Below are 21,694 nucleotides of genomic sequence, written 5' to 3'. Positions count from 1 at the left end.
GGAGCCAGCTCTGCTGGCGAAGCGCTTGTGTTGCGTTTCGCGAGCAGAGCTCGCTCCTACAGGTTTTTACGTACCGCTAATAGAGTTCCTTCGCCCAACTGCGTTCCGCTCAATGGCTCAACTTGAGCCCCACCAGGCCGCAGGCGATCAGCGCCACGCTGGCCAGCCGCAACGGGGCCAGCGATTCGCCGAAGAGGATCACACCGGCAATCACGGTGCCCACCGCGCCGATGCCGGTCCAGATTGCATAGGCGGTACCCAGGGGCAATTCCTTCATGGCCAGGCCGAGCAGGCCCAAGCTCGCCAGGATGGCGCCTACGGTGAGCAGGGTGGGGAGGGGGCGGCTGAAGCCGTCGGTGTATTTCAGGCCGACGGCCCAACCGACTTCGAACAGACCGGCGAAAAACAGAATGAACCAGGACATGGACGACCTCCTCGGGTAACGGTCATGAGGAAGGGGCCGTCCCCGGGTGGTCACACATCAGGCGTGGTGAGGTCGTCCTCACATGCCGTCATTTTGCACAGGTCCAACGCCGGGGCAAGCTACCCCGGATCGACGGAACCACCTGAATCATTTCGGGATTTTTTCGGAATCCTGACCGATGCGACGATAGATGGTCGCCAGCAGGGCGCCGGAGAGGTTGTGCCAGACGCTGAACAGGGCGCTGGGCACTGCCGCCAGTGGCGAGAAATGCGCGCTGGCGAGGGCGGCGCCCAGGCCGGAGTTCTGCATGCCGACCTCGATGGACAGTGTCTTGCGCTGTGCCAGCGGCAAGCCGAAGAGATGGCCGATCAGATAGCCCAGGCCCAGCCCCAGGCTGTTGTGCAACACCACCACGGCCATGATCAGCAGCCCGGATTCGGCGATCTTCGCCTGGCTGGCCGCCACCACGGCGGCGACGATGATCACGATGCTGACCACCGAAACCAGCGGCAGCACGTCCACCACGTGATGCACCCGTTTCCCGAGCAGGCGCTGGGCGATCAGACCGAGGACGATGGGTAGCAGTACGATCTGCAGGATGGACATGAACAGAGCGCCGAACTTCACCGGCAACCAGGCGGAGGCCAGCAGCCAAATCAGCGCCGGGGTCACCAGTGGCGCGAGCAGGGTGGTGACGGCGGTGATCGATACCGACAACGCGACGTCGCCGCGTGAGAACCAGGTGATGACGTTGGATGCGGTGCCGCCCGGGCAGCAGCCGACCAGGATCACGCCGACGGCGATTTCCGGCGGCAACCCGAGCACCTGGCAGAGCAGCCAGGCGAGGCCCGGCATGATCAGGAACTGCGCGGCGACACCGAGCAGCACCCACAGCGGACGGCGCACCACCTCGCGGAAGTCCTCGGTCTTCAGGGTCAGGCCCATGCCGAACATGATCAGCCCCAGCAGCGGCACGATCCAGGCGGTGGCCGGCAGGAACCAGGCCGGCTGGAAGAACGCCAGCACGGCGAACAACAGCACCCAGAGGGCGAAGGTATTGCCGACGAAGCGGCTGAAAGCAGCAAGCGCACGCATGGGCAGATCCTTGTCGTTATGCGATCAGGTTGGCGGTATGCGGGATGGCTGGCGCCCGCATACCGCCATGGGCATCAAATACCCTGCGGAATCTCCTCGCCACCCAGGGCTTCGAACAGCGCCGGGAGGAATTCGGAGAAAGTCAGCATCATCAGGGTGAAACTGGCATCCAGCTGGCCGAGAGCATCGTCGCCACCGTCCTGCTCGGCCTGGTCCTGCAACAGGTCTTCGAAGCGCAGGCGCTTGATCGCCAGCTTGTCGTCCAGCACGAAGGACAGCTTGTCCTGCCAGGCCAGGGACAACTGGGTGACCAGCTTGCCGGTGCTCAGGTGCAGCTGGATTTCCTCGCTGGTCAGGTCCTGGCGCTTGCAGCGCACCACGCCGCCGTCTTCATGGGTGTCGCGCAGTTCGCATTCGTCGAGGACGAAGAAGCCTTCCGCGGCCTGTTGCGACTTCACCCAGTCGGTGAGGGTGGCGGTGGGCGCGACCTTGACGCTGAGCGGACGCACCGGCAGCGAGCCGATGGCTTCGCGCAGGGTGGAGAGCAGGTCTTCGGCGCGCTTCGGGCTGGCGGAGTCGACCAGGATCAGGCCCAGCTTGGGGGCGATCGCGGCGAAGGTCGCCGAGCGACGGATGAAGGCGCGCGGCAGGAAGGTCTGGATGATCTCGTCCTTGAGCTGGTCGCGCTCCTTCTTATAGACCTTGCGCATCTGCTCGGCCTCGATCTCGTCGACCTTCTCCTTCAGGGCATCGCGCACCACGCTGCCGGGCAGGATGCGTTCTTCCTTGCGCGCGGCAATCAGCAGGAAGTCCTGGCTGACGTGCACCAGCGGAGCGTCTTCGCCCTTGCCGAACGGCGCCATGAAGCCATAGGTGGTCAGTTCCTGGCTGGCGCAGGGGCGGGCCGGCTTGGCGGCCAGTTGCGCTTCCAGCGCTTCGGCATCGAAGGGGATGTCCTGGGTGAGGCGGTAGACGAGCAGGTTGCGGAACCACATGAGGGGGGAACTCTCCATTACGCAAAGCGAAAGCGCGCATTATTCTCCCCCCGGCGCTCCAGGCCAACCCTGGGCGAAGCGGCGGGCGCAATTAATCGGGTGCCGCCCGGCAAATAGAGAAGGGCCTCTCTAACTCTTTGGAAGTTTTGAAAATTTTTTTCATCGGGGGCTTGCCAAGGTCGGAATGCCTCTCTAGAATGCGCACCACTTCGAGAGCGAAGGGTGGTTAGCTCAGCTGGGAGAGCATCTGCCTTACAAGCAGAGGGTCGGCGGTTCGATCCCGTCACCACCCACCAATCTCGGGGTTACGCGCAGCGGTAGTTCAGTCGGTTAGAATACCGGCCTGTCACGCCGGGGGTCGCGGGTTCGAGTCCCGTCCGCTGCGCCACTTTTTCCCTCCTCGCTTTTCCCCTCCTGTGACACCTCGCTTCATTTCTTAAAATTCCTTTTGAACACCTGAACTTATCGTGGTTTTCCCGTTCGTATCCCCGTAGCCAGTCATGATGGCGGCCTGCTAAGCTCGCCCTTTCACTCGACTGCCTCTGGCGCACGAACAAGGAAACAGCATGAGACAACATCGGTTGGCCGCAGCGATGGCCCTGGTAGGCCTGGTTCTCGCGGGCTGCGATTCGCAGACCAGCGTTGAACTGAAGACTCCGGCCCAGAAAGCCTCCTACGGCATCGGCCTGAACATGGGCAAGAGCCTGGCCCAGGAAGGCATGGACGACCTCGATTCGAAAGCGGTCGCCCAAGGCATCGAAGACGCCATCGGCAAGAAAGAGCAGCGCCTGAAGGACGAAGAGCTGATGGAAGCCTTCGCCTTCCTGCAGAAGCGTGCCGAAGAGCGCATGGCGGCGATCAGCGACGAGAACGCCAAGAAGGGCAAGCAGTTCCTGGAAGAGAACGGTAAGCGCGAAGGCGTGACCACCACCGCTTCCGGCCTCCAGTACGAAGTGCTGAAGAAGACCGACGGCGCGCAGCCCAAGCCCACTGACGTGGTCACCGTGCACTACCAGGGCAGCCTGGTGGACGGCAGCGTCTTCGACAGCTCCATCGAGCGTGGCAGCCCCATCGACCTGCCGGTCAATGGCGTGATCCCCGGTTGGGTGGAAGGCCTGCAGCTGATGCATGTCGGCGAGAAATACAAGCTGTTCATCCCCAGCGAGTTGGCCTACGGTGCGCAGAGCCCGTCGCCGATGATCCCGGCCAATTCGGTGCTGGTGTTCGAACTGGAACTCCTCGGCATCAAGGGTCAGGGCCAGGGCGAAGCACCTGAGCAGACCGAGCCGGCCGAACAGCCTCAGCAGTAAGACGTACCCGTTTCACACAGCGCCCCGTTTCGACGGGGCGTTGTCGTTTCCGGCCTTCAAAAGACGAACCCGGTAGCTGACCGGCGAGTCTCAATGGATATGTCGCCCTGTTCCGATGTTACGGTTATGCACATTGACGGCGGTTTTTATTTCTGATCTTCAAGGTGACCGAACGTAAGTTTGGGTCGATTTTTAAGTTGCTGTTTTTATTCAACTTTTCTGGCTGGATAAATTTTATCCGATCCGTGGCCAGGCCCCGTGAACCGGGCCTTTGGTAAGCTGCTCACAGATCTGTTCACAAGGTTATCCACAGCTTTGGTGGATAACCGGGACGAGCCCGCCAAGCTTGCGGGCTGTGGAGGAGGAAGGGTGAAAGCACCGTGGAATTTTGCACGTTACCTGCCCGTGGCCGAGCGTCTGCTGGTGCGGGGGCGCTTGCCGAAGTTGTTGCTCGCGGTGGCAAAAAAGGGTGGCCGTGAAGGACGCCGGCTGGGGGGCGTCAAGGACGATCTGCGTCTGTTGCAGGCACTGTGCCTCGCCTGGTGGCGCGGCGAGTACCGGGCCATCGGCTCCCAGGCACTGGTGGCTTCGGTGGCGGCGCTGGCATATTTCCTCTCGCCGATGGATGCGATTCCGGACTGGCTCCTGGCAATCGGCCTGATCGACGACCTGGCGGTCCTGGCCTGGGTGTTGCGCACCTGGCGGACCGAACTGGACGCGTTCCGGGCCTGGCATTTCGCCCAGCCGGCGGAGCGGGTCGCGCCGCCTTTGCTGCCGGCTCCGGGCCGTCAGGAGTAACGAGCGAAGCGCATTCCATCGTATCCGCGGAACCGTCGGGAAAATGCGTGCCGCTCCGAGCGCCCTTCGTTCGGTATGGCCTGTTAAGATGACGCCCTGCACGGAAAGTGCCGAGGTTGCGAGCACTTCTTTTTCCATGGAGAGCGTGATGAGTGTGCAAGTGATCATGCGTGACGGCGAGGCGGAGTACGCCGTCCTGCCCTGGTCCGAGTATCAGGCTTTGCTGAAGGCCGCCGGACGAAGCGGGCAAGTCTCTCCGGATGAGTCAGCGGAACCCACCGGCCTGGAGCGCCTCGCGGCGTTGCGCGAAGCCCGGGGGATGACCGTTCAACAGTTGGCTCAGGCGGTCGGCGTCAGCCCCCACTATCTGGATCTGATCGAGAAAGGCGAGCGCCAGCCCGACATGGCCATCCGCCGTGCCTTGGCGCGGGCGCTGGGTGTAGCAGGCTGGGAGTCTCCGTCTTGAGTGTGCGTATCAGTCGCCTGCATTGGCAGGCGCTTCTCAACGAACTGGACGATGCACGCCGCCAGCGCCATCTGCTCACCTACCGCGCCCTGATCGAGCGCTTGCAGTTGCCGCCGCCGGCCATGCAGACACTCACTGCCGCGCTGGAGCATCTGGCCGTACTGGATGCGCGTGCCGAGCGGCCGTTGCGCAGCTCGCTGGTGATCAGCCAGGGGGCGAGTCGCCTGCCGCGTACCGGCTTCTTCGATTGCGTGGCACGCATCGGGCGCTTCGCCGGCCCGTCGGATGGCGTGGCGGCGGCGTCCTGGCATGCGGCCGAAGTGGCGCGTGTATTCGAGTTCGACTACCCCGAGGAGCCCTGAATGCTCTGGTGGCGTTTGCGTGCACGACTGGGTTACACGGTGGCCCGCCGCCTGTTCCACTGGCGGAGGCTGATGGAGCAGCCGCGCGTCTGGCGCTGGATGGAAGGCCAGTTCGCGCGCATGGCCAACCTGGGGCATGTCCCAGCCCAGAGTTTCTACGGGCACTTGCTGTTGTTCCGTGGCCAAGGGCTGGGCGCAAGGGACGAAGGCTTGCGTCTGCTGCGACTGGCGGCCCAGGCGGGGGACGCCAAGTCGGCCTACCAGCTCGGCGTCGCCAGCCTCAATGGCGATGCACGCAAAGCCCCGGATGGCGTGGAGGCCGCACGCTGGTGGACCCTCGCCACCGAAGCCGGCCATCCGCTGGCGGCGCGCAAGCTCGCCGATCTATACCGCGACGGTGGACACGGCTTGGCAGCCGATCCGCTAAAGGCCGAACAATTGAGTCAACGTGCCAGCCAGCTTGGGCTCTGATGCCGTAGCCGTTCACCCCACCCACTGTTGCGTATCGATGATGTGCAGGCTATAGCCGGGCACCGCCTTGGCCTGGCGCTTGGCTTCCGAGGCCAGACTGGCCAGTTGGCTGGCGTCGAGGTTGGTGGACGCTTCGGAACGAAGCCGCACCACGCCCAGGGACAGCGACAACAGCGGAAATTCCTCGCGCACCCCCAGGCGGTTATGACTGACGAAACAGCCGGCCTGCAAGTGATCGGCACGGTAGAAGCGCCGGCACTGCCCCTGGAAATCCTCCAGGAGCTGATTGAGGCGCGGACGCCAGTCTTCCGAGCCGAGCACCAGCATGAAGTCGTCGCCGCCGATATGGCCGACGAAATCCCGCGTCGGATCGACCCGCTCGCTCAGGCATTGCGCCAGGCAGAGCAGCACTTCGTCGCCCTTGGCATAGCCGTAGAGGTCGTTGAAGGGTTTGAAGCTGTCGATGTCCACGTAGCAGACCACCGCTTCGCGGCCTTGCTGGAGCAGGCGTTGCAGGCATTGCTGAATGGGCACGTTGCCCGGCAGCAGGGTCAACGGGTTGGCGTGCCGGGCCTGCTGAATCTTCAGTTCGGTGATCAGCTTGAGCACGTCGATGACCCGGCCCAGGCCCTGGTAGCGGCCATCGAGGGTGATGATGAAATCTTCCTCGATGCGCTGGCGGGCCCGGCTGGTGAGCAGGCGGCTGACCTGTTGCAACGATTGCCCCAACTCGACGGCAAGAAAGTCCTCGCTCATCAGCCGGCTGATCGGCTTGCGCGCGTACAGCTCGGTGGCGAAGGGCTTGAGCAGCGCATCCGACAACGAATGGCGATGCACGATACCGACAGGCTGGCGGTGGGCGTCGAGGATTGCCAGGGAGTTCAGGTTCGGCTGACTACGGAAGGCATCCAGCACGTCGCCCACCAGGGCGTTGTCGGCCATCGCCGGCTGGTCGATGAGCAGTGCGGAGAGATCGGTGCCTTCCTCGGCCAGCGATGCCGCCGAGGCATCCAAGCGTGGCAGCAGGCCGCGGGCGTCCCGTGGCGGCTGGTCCTGGGGACGGCCGAGCAGGTAGCCCTGCACCAGGTCGACCCCCATCTCGGCGAGCACGGCCAGTTCTTCCGGCAGTTCGATGCCCTCGGCGATGACCTGGGCGCGGGAGGCCTTGGCCATCTGCAGGATGGAGCCGACGAATTCGCGCTTCACCGCGTCCTGGTGGATACCGTCGATGAAGTGGCGGTCGATCTTCACATAGTCCGGGCGCAGTTCGGACCACAGGCGCAGGCTGGAGTAGCCGGCGCCGAGGTCGTCGAGGGCGATGGAAAAGCCCATGGCGCGGTAATGGTGCAGGGCGGTGTCGAGCAGGCCGAAATCTTCGGTGGGGGTCTGCTCGGTCAGCTCGATCACCACCTGGCTCGGCGGGATGCCGAAGGCTTCCAGCAGTTGCAGGGTGCGGCCGGGCTGGTGGGATGGATCGAGCAGCGATTCCGGGGATACGTTGAGGAACAGGCTGCCGTTCAGCTTGAGTTCGTGGAAGCGGGTGCAGGCGCGGCGCCGGCACGCGATTTCAAGTTCGTTGAGACGGCCGGCATGACGGGCCACGGCGAACAGGGTGACGGGGGAGTGCAGCGAACTGTTGGACGGGCCGCGGGTCAGGGCCTCATAGCCCAGGATACGTCGCTCGGATAGCGACACGATGGGTTGGAACAGGCTGTTCAGGTCGCCGTGAGCGAGGATCTGGGCCAGTGCGCTCAACTGCTCGGTGACGGTCATGGCAGGTCTCGTAGGCCGGATGGCAAAAGGCCGGCATTGGTGCCGGCCTCTGCATTTCACGACAAACGCGTGACCCTTTTATGACAATTGCTTCACCGCGCGCCCGCTGCCCGGGCGCCGGTTTTCAGTGCTTGGCCACCGTGGCACTGAGGCCCAGGTAATCCAGCAGGATGCGACCGCTCTCGGAGAGATAGGCATCGTCTTCCGGTTTGGTTTTCTCGTCGTCCAGCGGCAGCGCTTCCTCGTCTTCCTGTTTCAGCTCCTTCAGCGGCTCTTCGCCCTTGGCCTTGCGCCGGGCGTTCTCGATGGCCAGTTGCTGGGCCTCGATGTCCGTCTGCTGGGCGCGGCGCTTGCTTTCGTTAAGGCTGACGGTGGTTTCCTGCATCAGCTGCTGGGCCAGGGCCAGGCGCTTGCGGGTGAAGACGAAGTCGGGATCGTTCGCCGTGCGGGCGTCATGACGGGCCTTGAGCTCGGTCAGGAACGGCTTGAACGGGTCCATTTCCGGGCGGATCGCCGGGCGGATGCTGTCCCAGGGCATGGCCTCGGGGAGGGCGCTTTCGCCAATTTCCTTGGTATCCACCACGTCCGGGTAGGTGATGTCGGGAATCACACCCTGGTGCTGGGTGCTCTGCCCGGACACGCGGTAGAACTTGGCCAGGGTCAGCTTCAACTCGCCGTGGTTGAGCGGCTGGATGGTCTGCACCGTGCCCTTGCCGAAGGTCTGTCCGCCAAGGATCAGCGCGCGGTGGTAGTCCTGCATGGCACCGGCGAAGATTTCCGAGGCGGAGGCCGACAGGCGGTTGACCAGCACGGCCAGCGGGCCGGTGTAGAAGGCGCCGCTGTTCTCGTCGGCGAGCACGTCGACGCGGCCGTCGCTGTTGCGCACCAGTACGGTCGGGCCCTGTTCGATGAACAGGCTGGTCAGCTCGGTGGCTTCCTGCAGGGAACCGCCGCCGTTGTTGCGCAGGTCGATGACGATGCCGTCGACCTTGTCCTTCTGCAGTTCGGTGATCAGGCGTTTGACGTCGCGGGTGGTGCTCTTGTAGTCCGGGTTGCCGGCGCGGAAGGCCTTGAAGTCCAGGTAGAAGGCCGGCACGTCGATGACGCCCAGCTTGTACTCGCGGCCGTCATGCTCCAGCTTGAGGACGGACTTCTTCGCCGCCTGCTCTTCCAGCTTCACCGCTTCGCGGGTGATGGACACCACCTTGCTGGTCGGATCGTTCGGCGCGTTGCTCGCCGGGATCACTTCCAGGCGCACCACCGAGCCTTTCGGCCCGCGGATCAGCTTGACCACTTCGTCCAGGCGCCAGCCGATCACGTCGACCATTTCGCCGTTGCCCTGGGCAACGCCGATGATCTTGTCGGCGGGAGCGATCTGCTTGCTCTTCTCGGCCGGGCCGGCCGGCACCAGGCGGACCACCTTGACGTGCTCGTTGTCGCTCTGCAGCACCGCGCCGATGCCTTCCAGCGACAGGCTCATGTTGATATCGAAGTTTTCCGCGTTGTCCGGCGACAGGTAGTTGGTGTGCGGGTCGTAGGACTGGGCGAAGGCGTTGATGTAGCTCTGGAAGACATCTTCGCCGCGGGTCTGCTCCAGGCGCGCGCGCTGGTTCTTGTAGCGCTTGGTCAGCAGTTCCTGGATGTTCTTCGGGTCCTTGCCGGCGATCTTCATGCGCAGCACTTCGTCTTTCACGCGCTTGCGCCAGAGGTCGTCCAGCTCGGCCTTGTCTTTCGCCCAGGGGGCGTCCTTGCGGTCGACCAGGAGCGTTTCATCGACGCTGAAGTCGAAGCTGTCGACGCCCTTGTCGAGCAGGGCCAGTGCATAGTCGAGGCGCTCCTTGAGGCGATCGAGGTGGCGCTTGTAGATGGTGAAGCCCGGTTCGAGATTGCCGCTCTTGAGGAAGTCGTCGAACTGGGTCCGCCATTTGTCGAACTCGGCGATGTCGGCGGCGGTGAAATAGCTGCGCGACGGATCGAGCATCTTCAGGTAACCCTGGTAGATCTTTTCCGAACGCTCGTCGTTCAGCGGCGGCTTGTTGTAGTGATGGCGCTTGAGCAGTTCCACCACGTTGAGACTGGCGATCACCTGCTCACGGTCGGGCTGCAACGCATCCCAGCCATCGGGGCCGGCGGTGGTCTTGGCGAACAGCGGCATGGCGCTGAAGCCAAGGATGAAGGCAAGGGCGGTGCTGGGCAGGAGGCGTTTCATACTGATTCGACGTGCGGGCAAGTGATGACGCATATTAGGCCGTCTATAAGGGCGCCCGGTTCCGTCTGGAACGAGGCGGCATAACGCGAAAGCCCGACTTGGCGGGCTGTGCGAAGGCGTGCGGGGCAAGGGTGGGACGAAGCTGGGAACCGGCGGGAAAGCGGAGTTTGCGAGCCTGGTTCGACGCCGCGTCACGCGTGCAGTCCGTCATGGTTCACACAGTCTGTTAGCGCTGGGCTGGTCAGAACTCACTATGGAGGCAGCGTGAAGGCATTGCAAGGTGTGGAAGGACGCTTGGAGTGGATGGATCGACCGGTTCCGCTCTGCGATGTGGGCCAGGTCTGCATCAAGGTAGCCGCCGCCGGGCTGAATCGGGCCGATCTGTTGCAGAAGGCGGGGCTCTATCCGCCGCCGCCCGGGGCGAGCGATACCCTCGGCCTGGAATGCGCCGGGGTGATCGCCGAAGTGGGGCCGGGCAGTGCCTGGCAGGTCGGCGACCGGGTCTGTGCGCTGCTCGCCGGCGGCGGCATGGCGGAGGACGTGGTGGTCGATGCCCGTCACGTGCTGCCGGTGCCGGAGCGCCTGTCGCTGGCCGAAGCGGCGGCCCTGCCGGAGGTTTATGCCACGGCCTGGCTCAACCTGTTCCGCCTCGGCGCGCTGCAACCGGGCGAAAAGGTCCTGCTGCATGCCGGTGCCAGCGGTGTGGGATCGGCGGCAATCCAGTTGTGCAAGGCGTTCGGCAATCCCTGTTGGGTCAGCGTCGGGTCGGCCGAGCGGCTGGCCTACTGCGAGTCCCTGGGTGCCCAGGGCGGCGCGTTGCGCGATGAAAATCTCGACGATCTGCGCGATTTCGGCCCGTTCGACATGATCCTCGACCCGGTCGGCGGCAACTACGCGGCCCTCAATCTCGACCTGCTGGCCCGCGACGGCCGCTGGGTGAACATCGGCCTGATGGGCGGGCGCAAGGCGGAGCTGGACCTGGCCTTGCTGCTCGGCAAGCGCGTCCAGTTGATCGGCTCGACCCTGCGCAACCGCGACGATCAGTACAAGGCCGAGCTGATCGGCGAGCTGCGCCGCAACGTCTGGCCGCTGTTCGACGAAGGCCGCCTGCAACCGCGGCTGGAGAAGCGCTTCCCGGCGAAGGACGCCGACGCCGCCTTCGACGCCCTGGCGAGCAACCGGATCGCCGGCAAGGTGGTGCTGGTACTGGACGAAACGCTCGCCTGACCTGGCTTCCCCTCTCCCACAGGCGGGAGAGGGGGAGGGCCTTGCCTAGACGCTGCTCGTCTCCCGCCGCCGCTTGCCGAACACGGATTTCGGCGCCTTGCCAAAGAAGGCGGAAAACGCCGCGCTGAAGTTGTTCGGGTAGCGATATCCCACCTGATAGGCCGCCTGGGCCACCTGGCAGCCGCTTTCCAGCAGGGCATAGGCCTTGCGCATGCGCAGCTCGTGGAGCATGCGGTGCGGCGTGGTGTTGAAGCGGTAGTGGAAGCCCTCCTTGAGCTTGAATTCGTTCAGCCCCACCGCCGCGCACAGGTAGGGAATGGTCAGCGGCTGGTCCATCTTCTCGATCATCAGATCGCGGGCACGCTCCAGTTTCTCCACGTCGCGGGGGCTGAACTGCAGCGTCTCCGGTGCCGGCGGGCTGAGCAGGTGGAGCTGCTCGGCGAGCAGGCTGAGGGCATGGATATGCATATCCAGCGGAGCCGCGCTCTGCGGGTCGCTGAGGTAGCGGGTCAGCGCGCCGGCATGGGCGTTGCTGGCGCCGGACGACTTGCGGAACGCCAACTGGCGGATGTTGCCGCTGCCCAGCAGGCCGTCGGCCCGTTCCGTACCCACGTACTTGCGCAGGGTGTTTTCGCCCACCAGCAGGCGCAGTTGGGAGACCGTCGCGCCGGCATCGTAGCAGCGCTCGCCGTGGCTGCTCTGGAAGGTGGTGACAGTGGTGTAGCCGGCGCGGAAGCACAGGGCATCGCCGTTGCAGCCCTTGTAGCCGGAATGCCCTTGCAGACCGAAGGTGATGACCAGCATGGGGCGGCCGTGGGGGTTGATGGTTTCTTCGATCAGGTCGTGGGTGGGGTGATAACGCGAGCGCACCACCATCAGGTCGTTATCCAGAGCGAAACGTTCCGAATAGCACTCGCCCAACTCTTCCGGAAGCTGGTGACGCTCCCAGCCGGAGGTTTCCCGGCGGGTAACGCGCGCCTGGGTCATCGCTAACCGGTATGGCTGGGAAATCCTTTGAAAAGCAGCCATGAGGTGTCCTTCTCCAGTTTCGATACGGGAAAATCCTGAAATCATACAAATCTAGATGATACGCATTCTTATTTATCTCTAAGATTCCGGTGACGTCAATAGCACGAACTTTGTGACAGATGCCTTGTTTGTGGGTGCTTCTGTGACTCCGTTTGCTTTTGTTTTACTCGGGGGAGAGATGAATAAAAGTGTCCGCATGGGGCTTGGTCTGCTGGGGGGCGTGCTGGTGCCGGCGCTGGGGGTGGCCGAAACGCAGCAGGAGCTGCCGGCCATGACCGTGACCGCCAACAAGATCGAACAGCGCCAGGAGGAAGTGTCGGCCAGCCTCTCGGTGTTGCAGGGCGAGGATCTGCGCGATGCCGGGGTGGAAGACCTGGAGGCCCTGGCCCGGCGCACGCCGAGTTTCGGTTTCCAGCCGTTCGGCCAGTCCGGCACCAACGTGCCGGTGATGCGCGGCCTGACCTCCAGCGCCACGGCCTTTTCCTCGTCGATGCTGATGCTGGTGGATGGCGTGCCGACCCTGATGGGGCAGGGCTTCGACAACAACCTGCTGGGCGTGGAACGGGTGGAAATTCTCCGTGGTCCGCAATCCACGCTGTACGGACGCAACGCCGAGGCCGGGGTGATGAGCATCCATACCCGCCAGCCCGGCGACGAACCCTATGCCCTGGTCGATGCCACCCTGGGCAGCCGCGACAAGCGCTCGTTGCGCTTCGACCAGAGCCAGGCGCTGGTGGCGGATACCCTGTACGCCGGCATCGCCGGGGAGTGGCGCGAGCAGGACGGCTTCATCGACAACGCCTACCGGGGCGGCGACGAGGACGACCGCGAGCGCCATAACGGCCGGGCCGTGCTGCGCTGGACGCCGGTCGTGACCACCAGCGCCACCCTGCGCTACAGCCGCCAGGACTACCGCGACGGCGGCTCGCAGTGGGGTGCGGCGGGGGCGGCGCACCGCGAGGTCCGCTCCGGTACCTCGAGCTGGAACCATTCGAGCGGCCGCAGCCTGTCGCTGGACGTGGTCCACGAACTGGACTCCGGCCTGCGCCTGCGCTCGATCACCGCGCGCAACGACTTCTACGACCGTGTCCGCCAGGACACCGACTTCCTTCCCGCCGATGTGCTGCACGTGGAGCGCGACCACCACTTGAGCACGCTGTCCCAGGAGTTCCGCCTGGAAGGCGAGTGGGAGCAGAGCCAGTGGCTGCTCGGACTCTATGCGGATCGCGACGACCACGACCTGGATTTCCGCCAGAAACTGCCCCTGGGCCTGACCCGCACCCGGGTGGACCTGGGCGGCAACTCCACCGCCCTGTTCGGCCAGTGGACCCTGCCCCTGGCGTCGCGCTGGTCGCTGACCCTGGGCGCCCGTGTCGAGCAGGACAAGGTCAGCCTGTCGCCCCGCAACGGTGGCAGCCGCAGCGACGAATGGCAACGCTTCACGCCCAAGCTGGCACTGCACTACGCCTGGACCGCCGATACCCAGCTCTACGCCAGCTACTCCGAAGGTTTCCGCGCCGGTGGCTTCAACGCGTTCGCCGCATCGGCCGGCTATCCGGGCTACGACCCGGAGCAGGTCGATGCCTACGAGATCGGCCTCAAGGGCTGGGCGGCGGACCGCCGTTTGCGTTATTCGGCCGCGCTCTACTGGATGGACGTCAGCGACATGCAGGTGCAGCAGGTCGTCCAGCCCGGGGTGGTCTACATCACCAACGCCGCCGAGGCGCGCTCCACCGGCCTGGAGCTGGAGGCCGACTACCTGCTCGGTGCCCATTGGCGCGTGCAGGCGTCCCTCGGCCTCAACCGCACGCGCTTCGAACGCTTCCGGGACGGCAGCGCCGACTACCAAGGCAACCGCAATCCCTTCGCCCCCGACCTCACTGGCTACCTGGGCCTGCGCTACGACGCGGCCGAAGGCTGGTACGCCCAGGCCGGGCTGAGCGGGGTGGGGCGCACCTACCTCGATCCGGCCAACCGGTATAGCCGCGGCGGCTACGGCCTGCTCGACCTGAGCGCCGGCTACCGCTTCGACCACTACGGCCTCGCCGTCTACGTGGAAAACGCCACCGACAAGCGCTACGACGCGGTCGGTTACCTCAACGGCATGGCGCGGGTGTACAGCGAACCGCGCGAAATCGGCCTGCGCCTGAGCTACCAGTTATGAACCATCACTCGTCCATGAATGCCCGCCACCCCCTGCAACCCTACTGGGAGATCGCCCTGGCCTCGGTGCAGGCCGACGCCCTGCGCGTGGCCCTGGAATTCCGCCTGTTCAACCTGCTTGCCGAGCCCTTGCCGGCCACGGTGGTGGCCGAGCGCCTGCGCCTGCACCCGGTCAACACGGCGCACCTGCTGGAAATGCTCTGGAGCATGCGCCTGCTGGAACGCCAGGGCGCCGACGCGGCGCCCGGCGACTGGCGCTACCGGGCCGCACCGGTGGCCCGGCGCTACCTGGACCAGGATTCGGACCACTACTGCGGCGATGCCTGGAGCTTCCGCCTGCAGGCGCTGCGCCATTTCGGCAGCCAGTTGGGCGAACAGGTCCGCACCGGCGAGGCGAGCACCGCGCCGCGATTGGTCGGGACGGCGGCCAATTGGCAGGCGGCGGCACGCCTGCAGATCGCCCAGGAACAGCGCGCGGCCACGGCCGAGGCGGCGCTGGCGGTGGTCTCGCGGCTGCCCGAGTTTGCCCGCGCCGAGCGGCTGCTCGACCTGGGTGGGGGCCCCGGCCTGGTCGCCATCGCCCTGGCAGAGGCCAATCCGGCGCTGCACGGTGAGGTATTCGACTTCCCGGAAACCATCGGCGTGGCCGAGGAGAACATCGCCCGTGCCAGGCTCGGCGAGCGCCTGCGTGGGCGCGGCGGCGATCTGACTCGCGATCCCCTAGGCGAGGGCTACGACCTGATCTGGTGTTCCTCCGTCCTGCACTTCGTGCCCGATCTCGACCGCGCCCTGGAGAAGATCCACGCCGCCCTGCGGCCGGGCGGGGTGCTGGTCTGCGCCCAGGCGGAAATCCCCGACAGCCCGGACGCGGCGCGGGAGGTGCTGCCCTACTACCTGTCCATGCGCATGCTCGGCCGCCAGGTGACCCGCGCCGGTGGCCTGTGCCGCGCCCTGGAGCGGGCCGGTTTCACGGCGCTGGAAACCCTCCGCGAGGTGCCGTTCCCGATGACGCCGGTCACCGCCGTGATCGGTCGCCGGAGTCAGCGATGAGCGCGCCTGTCCTGCGCCTGTTCGGGCGCCAGGCAGTGTTCGGCTGGCTGAACTTCGCCCTGGCGGTGCCGAGCATCTACCTGTTGCTCGGGCTGCCGCTGGTGATGCGCCAGCACGGCTGGTCGGGCACCGACATCGGCCTGTTCCAACTGGCGGGGCTGCCGGCGGTGTTCAAGTTCCTCCTGGCCATGCCGGTGGAGCGCTGGCGCTTCGCCGGCGGCCACTACCGGAGCTGGGCGTTGCTGCTGTGCCTGCTGCTGGCGGCGATCCTGGCGCTGATTGGCCGCCAGGAGTTGCTCGGCAACCGCGGCCTGTTCTTCGCCCTGGCGTTGTTTGCCGGGGTGCTGGCGACCTGGGTGGACATCCCGGTCAACGCCCTGGCGATCAAATTGCTGCCGGAAAGCGAACGCATGCGCGCCGGGGCGATCCGCTCGGCGGCGCTGTTCCTGGCCGCCATCGCCGGAGGCGGCCTGATGCTGCTGGTGCACAACCGCTGGGGCTGGCAGGCGCCGTTCCTGCTGATGGTGGCCGCCTTGCTGATCGGCGCGGCATTGCTTCCGTTGCTCGGCGAGGTTCCAGCCGAGACGCGCCCGGTCGTGGCGGAGACGCCCCACGGCGATGGCTGGCGCGGCTATTTCGAGCAGCCCGGCGCGGCGCTCTGGACCTGCCTGCTGCTGTCCTGCTTTCCGTTCATCGGTGCCAGTTGGCTGTACCTCAAGCCCCTGCTGCTCGACCAGGGCATGCCGCCCGACCGCGTGGCCTGGGTGGCCGGGGTCGGCGGCGGAGTGATCGGCGCCCTGGCCAGCGTGGCGAGCGGGAGGTTGATCCGCCTGCTCGGCGTCGCCCGGGCCATGCCGCTGTTCACCGGCTTTGCCCTGGTCGCCCTGGCCAGCCTGACCTGTGTGGTTTGGGCCGGCGCCGGCACGCTCGGGCTGGTGCTCGGTGCGGCTTTGGTGGCGGCGGCCATGGGGGCGATTTCCGCGCTGGTCTTCGGCCTGATGATGTTTTTCACCCGCCAGCAACGCCAGGCCGCCGACTACGGCCTGCAGGCCAGCCTGTTCGTGGTCTCCCGGCTGGCGGTACCGGTGGCCGCCGGGATGCTGCTCGATCGCCTGGGCTACACCGGCATGCTGTTGGGGCTGACCCTGGCGATGCTCGGGGTCTCTGCCCTGGCCGTGGGCGCCGGGCGGACCCTGGCACGGGTAACGGAACGAAACGGGGGCGCGGCGCGGCTGACCGCCATGGAGCAGGGAGGACGCCGCCCCTGAAGGAGTAATGCGCGTGAGCTGTACAGGCGCGCAGAGGCAGCCGCGGAAGATACCGCGGCGATAAAAAGCTGTGCAGAGGGAAGGACCTATGAGGGGAATGTTGGGAGTGTGTCTGGTCACCCAGACGCAAACGCTGTTCGAAGATGTCGCCTTCGTCGTCGAACAGTTGAGGAGGGGCTTGGTCCCCGTGTCGACCGAACCGTGGAACGCGACCGCCTGCATCGAGGAAATGTGCCGTGCGATGGGCGGGCGGCCGCGTAGCGAGGAGGTGCTGGAAACCCTGATGGTCCAGGCCGAGAACTATCTGCAGGAGAACGCGGTGGCCAACCGCCAGCCGCTGGAGGTAGAGCTACTGCACTTCCCCACGCTGGAGGTTGCGCGGGCACAGTTGACGCGGCATGGCGAGCGCTCGCGGGTGGGGCTGTTCATCGTCGATGCCTGCCGGCAGGAGGAGGCGGACGAAGACCCGTTCGACGATCTGTTCGCCGCTTGCCGGCATGAGGACGAGGGCCCGCGCCTGTCGCCGCATTCGGCGGTGCTGTATTGCTCCCGTCCGGCGCTGCCGGGTTGGATGGTACGGGCCGGCGGCAACCGCCACCTGCGCGTGCCGCTGGAAGACCGGGCGGCCAGCCGCGCCGATCTGCTGCGGATCGCCGTGGACCACCTCGAGCACGTGCATTTCAACCGCATGCTGGCCCGCTCGGTGAGCCATGCGCTGCCGCCGGTGAGTATTGCGACCGAGGTGACGCGCTTCATGGCCGACCGCTGGCAGGACGGCTGGGACTTCCATTCCTACACCGGGTCGATGGTGGCCGGGCTGATCCAGTCCATGCAGCAGACCACCGCCGGCAGCGGCGTGCGCTGCCTGCACGGCTGCAACGAGCACGGCCTGGCCGTCGCGGCGTTGGCCGGCTGGCAGCTCTACGGGCGTGCCTACGTGATCGCGGTGACCTCCGGGATGATCGACGAATTCCGTGGCACCCTGGCCAACCTGAAAAGGGCCGGCGCACCGGGGCTGATCATCTGCGCGGACAGCCCGGACAACGCCTGGTTCGCCTTCCAGGGCACCCTGGATGCGGACCACGACGGCCGCCAGGTGATCGCCGCCCGGGGCCTGCGCTACGTGTTCATCCGCAAGGTGGACGAAGTGGCGGCCAAGCTGTCGGAGGCCTTCGCCCTGCTGGCCGAGCGCGCCGAACCGGTGTTCGTGCTGGCCACCCAGGCGGTGCTGGAGTCGCGTCCGCTCGAGGCACTGGGCGTACCGCTGCCACCTGTCGGCGAGCAGCCCCGGCCCGTGCTGAGCGAGGCTCAGCGCGCCGCCCTGGAGGAGGCGCTGCGGCTGATCAACCAGGCGCCGCTGCAGATGCTCTGGCAGTGCGGCAAGCTCTCCGACGCACAGCGCGAACGGGTCTATGCCATCGCCGAGGCGGCCGGCATCGCCCTGGCCGACACCATTACCCAGCCGGGCAGCGTCGGGCCGTACCACCAGGGCCGGCCGGTGCCGAACTACCTGGGGCCGCTGTCGCTGTACGGCTTCAGTCGGCGCGTCTACCGCTTCCTGCACAAGGATCACGAAGTGGTCGGGCCGGACGAGCAGTGCCTGTTCTTTCTCAAGAGCAAGGTGGACCAAGCCGCCACGCCGTTTTCCGAAGGCAAGTTGAAGCGGCAGGTCCGGGTTGTGCAGGTCAACCATGAGCCGCGTCATCTGTCGCCGTTCACCGATCTGGCTTTGGATATTCCGTTGGATCTGTTTCTCGGTCACGTCCAGGCCAACCTGGCGGTGGACCCGGAAGTCCTGGCCCTGCGCCGGGCCAGGCTGGCCAGCGTGCGGGCGATTCCCGAGGCGGTGCCGGTGGATCACATCGCCACGCTGCCGATGACCGCCAACTACTTCTTCCTGCGACTGGGCGATCTGGTGCGCGAGCTGATCGAGCGTCATGACTACCTCTACACCGGCATCTACGACGTCGGTCGCTGCGGCATTTCCGCGCTGCGCAACGTGCCGCGCACCGGGCCGGGGTTCTCCGGCTGGTACGGCCGGGCGCTAATGGGCGACGGACTGATGGCGCTGCCCTACATCGCCATCACCACCGAGGGCAACGTGCTGGCCTTCATCGGCGACGGTGCGCGGGCGCTGGTGCCGGACATCGAGACCCGTCTGGCCGCCAGCCTGGCCCAGGACCCGCGCGGGGCAACGAAGAGCGTCACGCTGTTCTACCTGACCAACGGCGTGCTCTCGATGATCCAGACCTACCTGGACAAGCGCTACGCGCACAACGGCGCGCGCCAGGTGGCGGTGACCGCGCCGGCGCCGTCGCCGGCCGTGGAGCGGGTCGGACCCATCAGCGTGAACCGCAGCCGGGTGGTGCAGTTCGACCCGGACTTCCTGCGCAACGTGCTGACCGCCCCCGGCCAGCTCAACATCATCGACGTGACCCTCGCCCACAACTCCGACGGAGACGGCCTCAGCCTGGTCTCCGAAACCGCCTGGAACCGCCAGTGACACTGGCCACAAGGACTCTCGAACCATGAAATTCGGATTCATCGCGCACCCCACTTCGGTAGCGCTCAAGCGTCACGTGAAACTCCTCGACCTGCTCGACCGCAACATCGCCGAGCAGGACCGCGGCTACAGCCATGACCTCTGGCAATGGCGCAACCTGGTGCCCTTCGCCGATTTCGGCCGCATCGTCAGCGCGCGCGGCGCGGTCTGCGAGGGCATCGTCCACTACATGCCGCTGACCGCCGAGGAAATGCTCGCCCAGCCGCGTGCCATCGCCCGGCGAGTGATCGAAGGGGTGGACAGCCTGAAGGAGCAGGGCGCCCAACTGGTCGGCCTCGGCGGCTTCACCGCCATCGTCGGCAACCGTGGCCTGCAAACCCTGGAGCGTACCGGCGTACCGGTCACCACCGGCAACTCGCTGACCGCCTATGCGGCCTACCGCAACGTGCTGGAAGCCATGGAACGCCTGGACGTGAACCCGGTGGACACCGAGGTGGCAGTGGTCGGCTATCCCGGCTCCATCGCCCTGGCCATCGCCAAGCTGCTCGGCCATGACGGTTGCCGTCTGTGCCTGATCCACCGCGGCGGCGAGGAACAGGCGCGCCAGGGACTGGAGTACTTGCCGGAAGACCTGCGCGGCCGCGTGCGGCTGAGCAACGACATGCAGAGCTGCTACGACAGCGTGCGCTTCTACGTCGCCGCCACCTCCAGCGGCGGCGTCATCGACCCGTACCGCCTGGCGCCGGGCTCGGTGGTGGTGGACGCGGCGCTGCCGCGCGACGTGATGCCCTACCGGCAGGATCGCAGCGACATCCTGATCGTCGACGGCGGTCTGGTCTCGGCCGGTTCTTCGCTGCGCTTCGGCGGCGAGAGCATGGGCCTGTCGCCGAAGAAGTTCCTCAACGGCTGCCTGGCGGAAACCCTGGTGCTGGGCCTGGAGGGGCGCGCCGAGCCATTCTCCATCGGCCGCGAATTACCGGAAGACAAGGTGCTGGAAATCGGCCGCCTGGCGGAAGGCCACGGGCTGCTGCCAACACCGATGGCCTCCTACGGCGAACGCCTGACCCAGGCGGACTTCGATGGGCTACGGCGTTTCCATCACCCGCGCAGCCAGCCGCTGACCCTGGAGGAGAAGCCGCAACTGCGCAGCGAGGCGCTGCGTTGCTTCGGCGAGCACATCAACCCGATCCTTCGCGAGTTCTACGCCTTCAACCACATCGAACGGGTGTTCAGCCACGGGCGCGGCTGCTGGCTGACCGACCTGGACGGCAGCCGCTACCTCGATTTCGTTGCCGGCTACGGCTGCCTCAACACCGGTCATAACCACCCGCAGATCAACGCCGCCCTGCAGCGCTACCTGCAACAGGAGCACCCGACCTTCGTCCAGTACGTCTCGGTGCCGCTGCAGACCAGCCTGCTGGCGCAGCGCCTGAGCGAGCTGGCACCGGGCAACCTGGGCCGGGTGTTCTTCAGCAACTCGGGCACCGAGGCGGTGGAGGCGGCGCTGAAGCTGGCCATCGCCGCCATGGACCGCTCGCGGGTTTCGCGGGTGCTGTACTGCGACAACGGCTACCACGGCAAGACCCTCGGCGCGCTCTCCGTCACCGGCCGCGACAAGCACCGGCAGCCGTTCAAGCCGCTGCTGCCGCGTTGCGACTCGATCCCCTTCGGCGACACCGAGGCGCTGGAAAAGGCCCTGCTGGAAGGCGACGTCGGCGCCTTCATCCTGGAACCCATCCAGGGCGAGGGTGGGGTGGTGGTGCCGCCGGCGGGCTACCTGAAGCGCGTCCGCGAGCTGTGCAGCGACCATGACTGCATCCTCATCCTCGACGAGATCCAGACCGGCCTGGGCCGCACCGGCAAGCTGTTCGCCTGTGAGTGGGAGGGCGTCGAGCCGGATATCCTGGTGCTGTCCAAGTCCCTCTCCGGCGGTGCCGTGCCCATCGGCGCGACACTGTCGCGCACGGACCTTTGGGACCGCGCCTACGGCAACATCGACAGCTTCGCCCTGCACACCTCCACCTTCGGCGGCGGCAACCTGGCGGCGGCCTCGGCCCTGGCGACCCTGGACGTGATCGCCGCCGAAGACCTGCCGGGCAATGCGGCGCGGGTCGGCGGCATGCTCAAGGAGGCGCTCAGCGAGGCGGTGGCCGGCTACCCGTTCATCCGCGAGGTTCGCGGGCGCGGGCTGATGATCGCCATCGAGTTCCAGAACAGCTTCGGCGGCGGGGTGGAGGCGTTCGTCCGCGAGTTCGCCAGCCGCATGCCGGGTAACGCGGCAGGCACCTATCGGATGATGTCGGGCAAGGCCAAGCGGCTGATCCGCGAAGCCATCGAGGAGCTGGAAAAGAACTTCGAGGAGATGTTCGTGTTGCGCTTCGTGACCAAGCTGTCGAAGGAGCACGGCATCCTCACCTTCGTCACCGCCAACAACAACCGGGTCATGCGCATCCAGCCGCCGCTGGTGCTCAGCGAGCAGGAGGCGCAGCGCTTCGTCGACGCCTTCGCAGCGGTGTGCAAGGACATGTCGACGTTCCTGGAGTAAGCGTGA

At 66.1% G+C, this 21,694-nt stretch carries 17 protein-coding genes and 2 tRNA genes; 13 read left to right on the top strand and 6 right to left on the bottom strand.

Features of this window, described 5'->3' with window-relative positions; genetic code table 11:
- Window positions 1–109: 109 nt before the first annotated feature.
- From sugE to rdgC, 3 genes are all read right to left on the bottom strand, one after another.
- A complete protein-coding gene (sugE, locus tag PIN01S_RS07495; protein WP_084334905.1) occupies window positions 110–424 on the bottom strand; it encodes a quaternary ammonium compound efflux SMR transporter SugE in 315 nt (104 codons plus the stop codon).
- Between the two features lie 147 nt (window positions 425–571).
- Entirely contained in the window at window positions 572–1,519 is a 948-nt protein-coding gene (locus tag PIN01S_RS07490) for a bile acid:sodium symporter family protein (RefSeq protein ID WP_084334903.1), read from the bottom strand.
- A 74-nt stretch (window positions 1,520–1,593) separates the two neighbouring features.
- Window positions 1,594–2,514 (bottom strand): recombination-associated protein RdgC, encoded by a 921-nt coding sequence (gene rdgC / locus PIN01S_RS07485; protein ID WP_084334901.1) that lies wholly within the window; start codon window positions 2,512–2,514, stop codon window positions 1,594–1,596.
- 220 nt (window positions 2,515–2,734) lie between these two features.
- Between rdgC and PIN01S_RS07480 the strand changes: the two genes are divergently transcribed.
- From PIN01S_RS07480 to PIN01S_RS07450, 7 genes are all read left to right on the top strand, one after another.
- Window positions 2,735–2,810 (top strand) — tRNA-Val (locus PIN01S_RS07480).
- A gap of 15 nt (window positions 2,811–2,825) precedes the next feature.
- Window positions 2,826–2,902 (top strand) — tRNA-Asp (locus PIN01S_RS07475).
- Window positions 2,903–3,080: 178 nt separating this feature from the next.
- Window positions 3,081–3,824, top strand: a complete 744-nt coding sequence (bamJ, locus tag PIN01S_RS07470) for a BamJ family beta-barrel-assembly machinery protein (protein ID WP_084334899.1) — start codon at window positions 3,081–3,083, stop codon at window positions 3,822–3,824.
- Window positions 3,825–4,193: 369 nt separating this feature from the next.
- Complete coding sequence (locus PIN01S_RS07465) at window positions 4,194–4,622, top strand: YkvA family protein (RefSeq protein WP_084334897.1); 429 nt, start codon at window positions 4,194–4,196, stop codon at window positions 4,620–4,622.
- Window positions 4,623–4,770: 148 nt separating this feature from the next.
- Window positions 4,771–5,088, top strand: coding sequence for a helix-turn-helix transcriptional regulator (locus tag PIN01S_RS07460; protein WP_084334895.1), 318 nt, complete (start codon window positions 4,771–4,773; stop codon window positions 5,086–5,088).
- Complete coding sequence (locus PIN01S_RS07455) at window positions 5,085–5,450, top strand: hypothetical protein (protein WP_084334893.1); 366 nt, start codon at window positions 5,085–5,087, stop codon at window positions 5,448–5,450. Before PIN01S_RS07460 ends, PIN01S_RS07455 begins: the two co-directional genes overlap by 4 nt.
- Window positions 5,451–5,921: a tetratricopeptide repeat protein gene (locus PIN01S_RS07450; RefSeq protein ID WP_084334891.1), complete on the top strand. Its 471-nt coding sequence runs from the start codon at window positions 5,451–5,453 to the stop codon at window positions 5,919–5,921.
- Window positions 5,922–5,933: 12 nt separating this feature from the next.
- Here the strand turns inward: PIN01S_RS07450 and PIN01S_RS07445 are convergent, their stop codons facing one another.
- Both PIN01S_RS07445 and PIN01S_RS07440 read right to left on the bottom strand, forming a co-directional pair.
- On the bottom strand, window positions 5,934–7,694 hold the full coding sequence (locus PIN01S_RS07445) for a bifunctional diguanylate cyclase/phosphodiesterase (protein WP_084334889.1): 1,761 nt from the start codon (window positions 7,692–7,694) through the stop codon (window positions 5,934–5,936).
- Window positions 7,695–7,818: 124 nt separating this feature from the next.
- On the bottom strand, window positions 7,819–9,903 hold the full coding sequence (locus tag PIN01S_RS07440; protein WP_084334887.1) for a carboxy terminal-processing peptidase: 2,085 nt from the start codon (window positions 9,901–9,903) through the stop codon (window positions 7,819–7,821).
- Window positions 9,904–10,167: 264 nt separating this feature from the next.
- Between PIN01S_RS07440 and PIN01S_RS07435 the strand changes: the two genes are divergently transcribed.
- A complete protein-coding gene (locus PIN01S_RS07435; RefSeq protein WP_084334885.1) occupies window positions 10,168–11,130 on the top strand; it encodes an NAD(P)H-quinone oxidoreductase in 963 nt (320 codons plus the stop codon).
- 45 nt (window positions 11,131–11,175) lie between these two features.
- Here PIN01S_RS07435 and PIN01S_RS07430 read toward each other — a convergent pair whose 3' ends face one another.
- Window positions 11,176–12,159: a helix-turn-helix domain-containing protein gene (locus PIN01S_RS07430; RefSeq protein WP_084334883.1), complete on the bottom strand. Its 984-nt coding sequence runs from the start codon at window positions 12,157–12,159 to the stop codon at window positions 11,176–11,178.
- Window positions 12,160–12,337: 178 nt separating this feature from the next.
- On the opposite strand from PIN01S_RS07430, the gene PIN01S_RS07425 reads away from it, so the two are divergent.
- The 5 genes from PIN01S_RS07425 (at window position 12,338) to pigE (ending at window position 21,688) form a co-directional block, all read left to right on the top strand.
- Window positions 12,338–14,323, top strand: a complete 1,986-nt coding sequence (locus PIN01S_RS07425; RefSeq protein WP_084334881.1) for a TonB-dependent receptor — start codon at window positions 12,338–12,340, stop codon at window positions 14,321–14,323.
- The gene (locus tag PIN01S_RS07420; protein WP_084334879.1) at window positions 14,320–15,372 is read left to right on the top strand and encodes a methyltransferase domain-containing protein; all 1,053 of its coding nucleotides are present in this window, start codon (window positions 14,320–14,322) and stop codon (window positions 15,370–15,372) included. The genes PIN01S_RS07425 and PIN01S_RS07420 overlap by 4 nt, the downstream gene beginning before the upstream one ends.
- Window positions 15,369–16,640, top strand: a complete 1,272-nt coding sequence (locus tag PIN01S_RS07415) for an MFS transporter (RefSeq protein WP_084334877.1) — start codon at window positions 15,369–15,371, stop codon at window positions 16,638–16,640. The genes PIN01S_RS07420 and PIN01S_RS07415 overlap by 4 nt, the downstream gene beginning before the upstream one ends.
- A gap of 187 nt (window positions 16,641–16,827) precedes the next feature.
- Window positions 16,828–19,143: a decarboxylase gene (locus PIN01S_RS07410; RefSeq protein ID WP_244505934.1), complete on the top strand. Its 2,316-nt coding sequence runs from the start codon at window positions 16,828–16,830 to the stop codon at window positions 19,141–19,143.
- A gap of 25 nt (window positions 19,144–19,168) precedes the next feature.
- On the top strand, window positions 19,169–21,688 hold the full coding sequence (gene pigE, locus PIN01S_RS07405) for a prodigiosin MAP biosynthesis aminotransferase PigE (RefSeq protein ID WP_084334873.1): 2,520 nt from the start codon (window positions 19,169–19,171) through the stop codon (window positions 21,686–21,688).
- The last annotated feature ends 6 nt before the right edge of the window (window positions 21,689–21,694 follow it).

Origin of the sequence: Pseudomonas indica NBRC 103045 (assembly GCF_002091635.1) — a bacterium.
Classification (GTDB): domain Bacteria; phylum Pseudomonadota; class Gammaproteobacteria; order Pseudomonadales; family Pseudomonadaceae; genus Pseudomonas_M; species Pseudomonas_M indica.
The sequence above is the reverse complement of the archived record's forward strand: the minus strand, read 5'-3'. Positions and strand labels throughout refer to the sequence as shown.

What these genes read in the sequence shown, in the direction of transcription:
- sugE (WP_084334905.1), bottom strand. Translation starts at nt 424, where the DNA reads ATGTCCTGGTTCATTCTGTTTTTCGCCGGTCTGTTCGAAGTCGGTTGG.
- PIN01S_RS07490 (WP_084334903.1), bottom strand. Translation starts at nt 1,519, where the DNA reads ATGCGTGCGCTTGCTGCTTTCAGCCGCTTCGTCGGCAATACCTTCGCC.
- rdgC (WP_084334901.1), bottom strand. Translation starts at nt 2,514, where the DNA reads ATGTGGTTCCGCAACCTGCTCGTCTACCGCCTCACCCAGGACATCCCC.
- bamJ (WP_084334899.1), top strand. Translation starts at nt 3,081, where the DNA reads ATGAGACAACATCGGTTGGCCGCAGCGATGGCCCTGGTAGGCCTGGTT.
- PIN01S_RS07460 (WP_084334895.1), top strand. Translation starts at nt 4,771, where the DNA reads ATGAGTGTGCAAGTGATCATGCGTGACGGCGAGGCGGAGTACGCCGTC.
- PIN01S_RS07450 (WP_084334891.1), top strand. Translation starts at nt 5,451, where the DNA reads ATGCTCTGGTGGCGTTTGCGTGCACGACTGGGTTACACGGTGGCCCGC.
- PIN01S_RS07445 (WP_084334889.1), bottom strand. Translation starts at nt 7,694, where the DNA reads ATGACCGTCACCGAGCAGTTGAGCGCACTGGCCCAGATCCTCGCTCAC.
- PIN01S_RS07440 (WP_084334887.1), bottom strand. Translation starts at nt 9,903, where the DNA reads ATGAAACGCCTCCTGCCCAGCACCGCCCTTGCCTTCATCCTTGGCTTC.
- PIN01S_RS07430 (WP_084334883.1), bottom strand. Translation starts at nt 12,159, where the DNA reads ATGGCTGCTTTTCAAAGGATTTCCCAGCCATACCGGTTAGCGATGACC.
- PIN01S_RS07425 (WP_084334881.1), top strand. Translation starts at nt 12,338, where the DNA reads ATGAATAAAAGTGTCCGCATGGGGCTTGGTCTGCTGGGGGGCGTGCTG.
- PIN01S_RS07420 (WP_084334879.1), top strand. Translation starts at nt 14,320, where the DNA reads ATGAACCATCACTCGTCCATGAATGCCCGCCACCCCCTGCAACCCTAC.
- PIN01S_RS07415 (WP_084334877.1), top strand. Translation starts at nt 15,369, where the DNA reads ATGAGCGCGCCTGTCCTGCGCCTGTTCGGGCGCCAGGCAGTGTTCGGC.
- pigE (WP_084334873.1), top strand. Translation starts at nt 19,169, where the DNA reads ATGAAATTCGGATTCATCGCGCACCCCACTTCGGTAGCGCTCAAGCGT.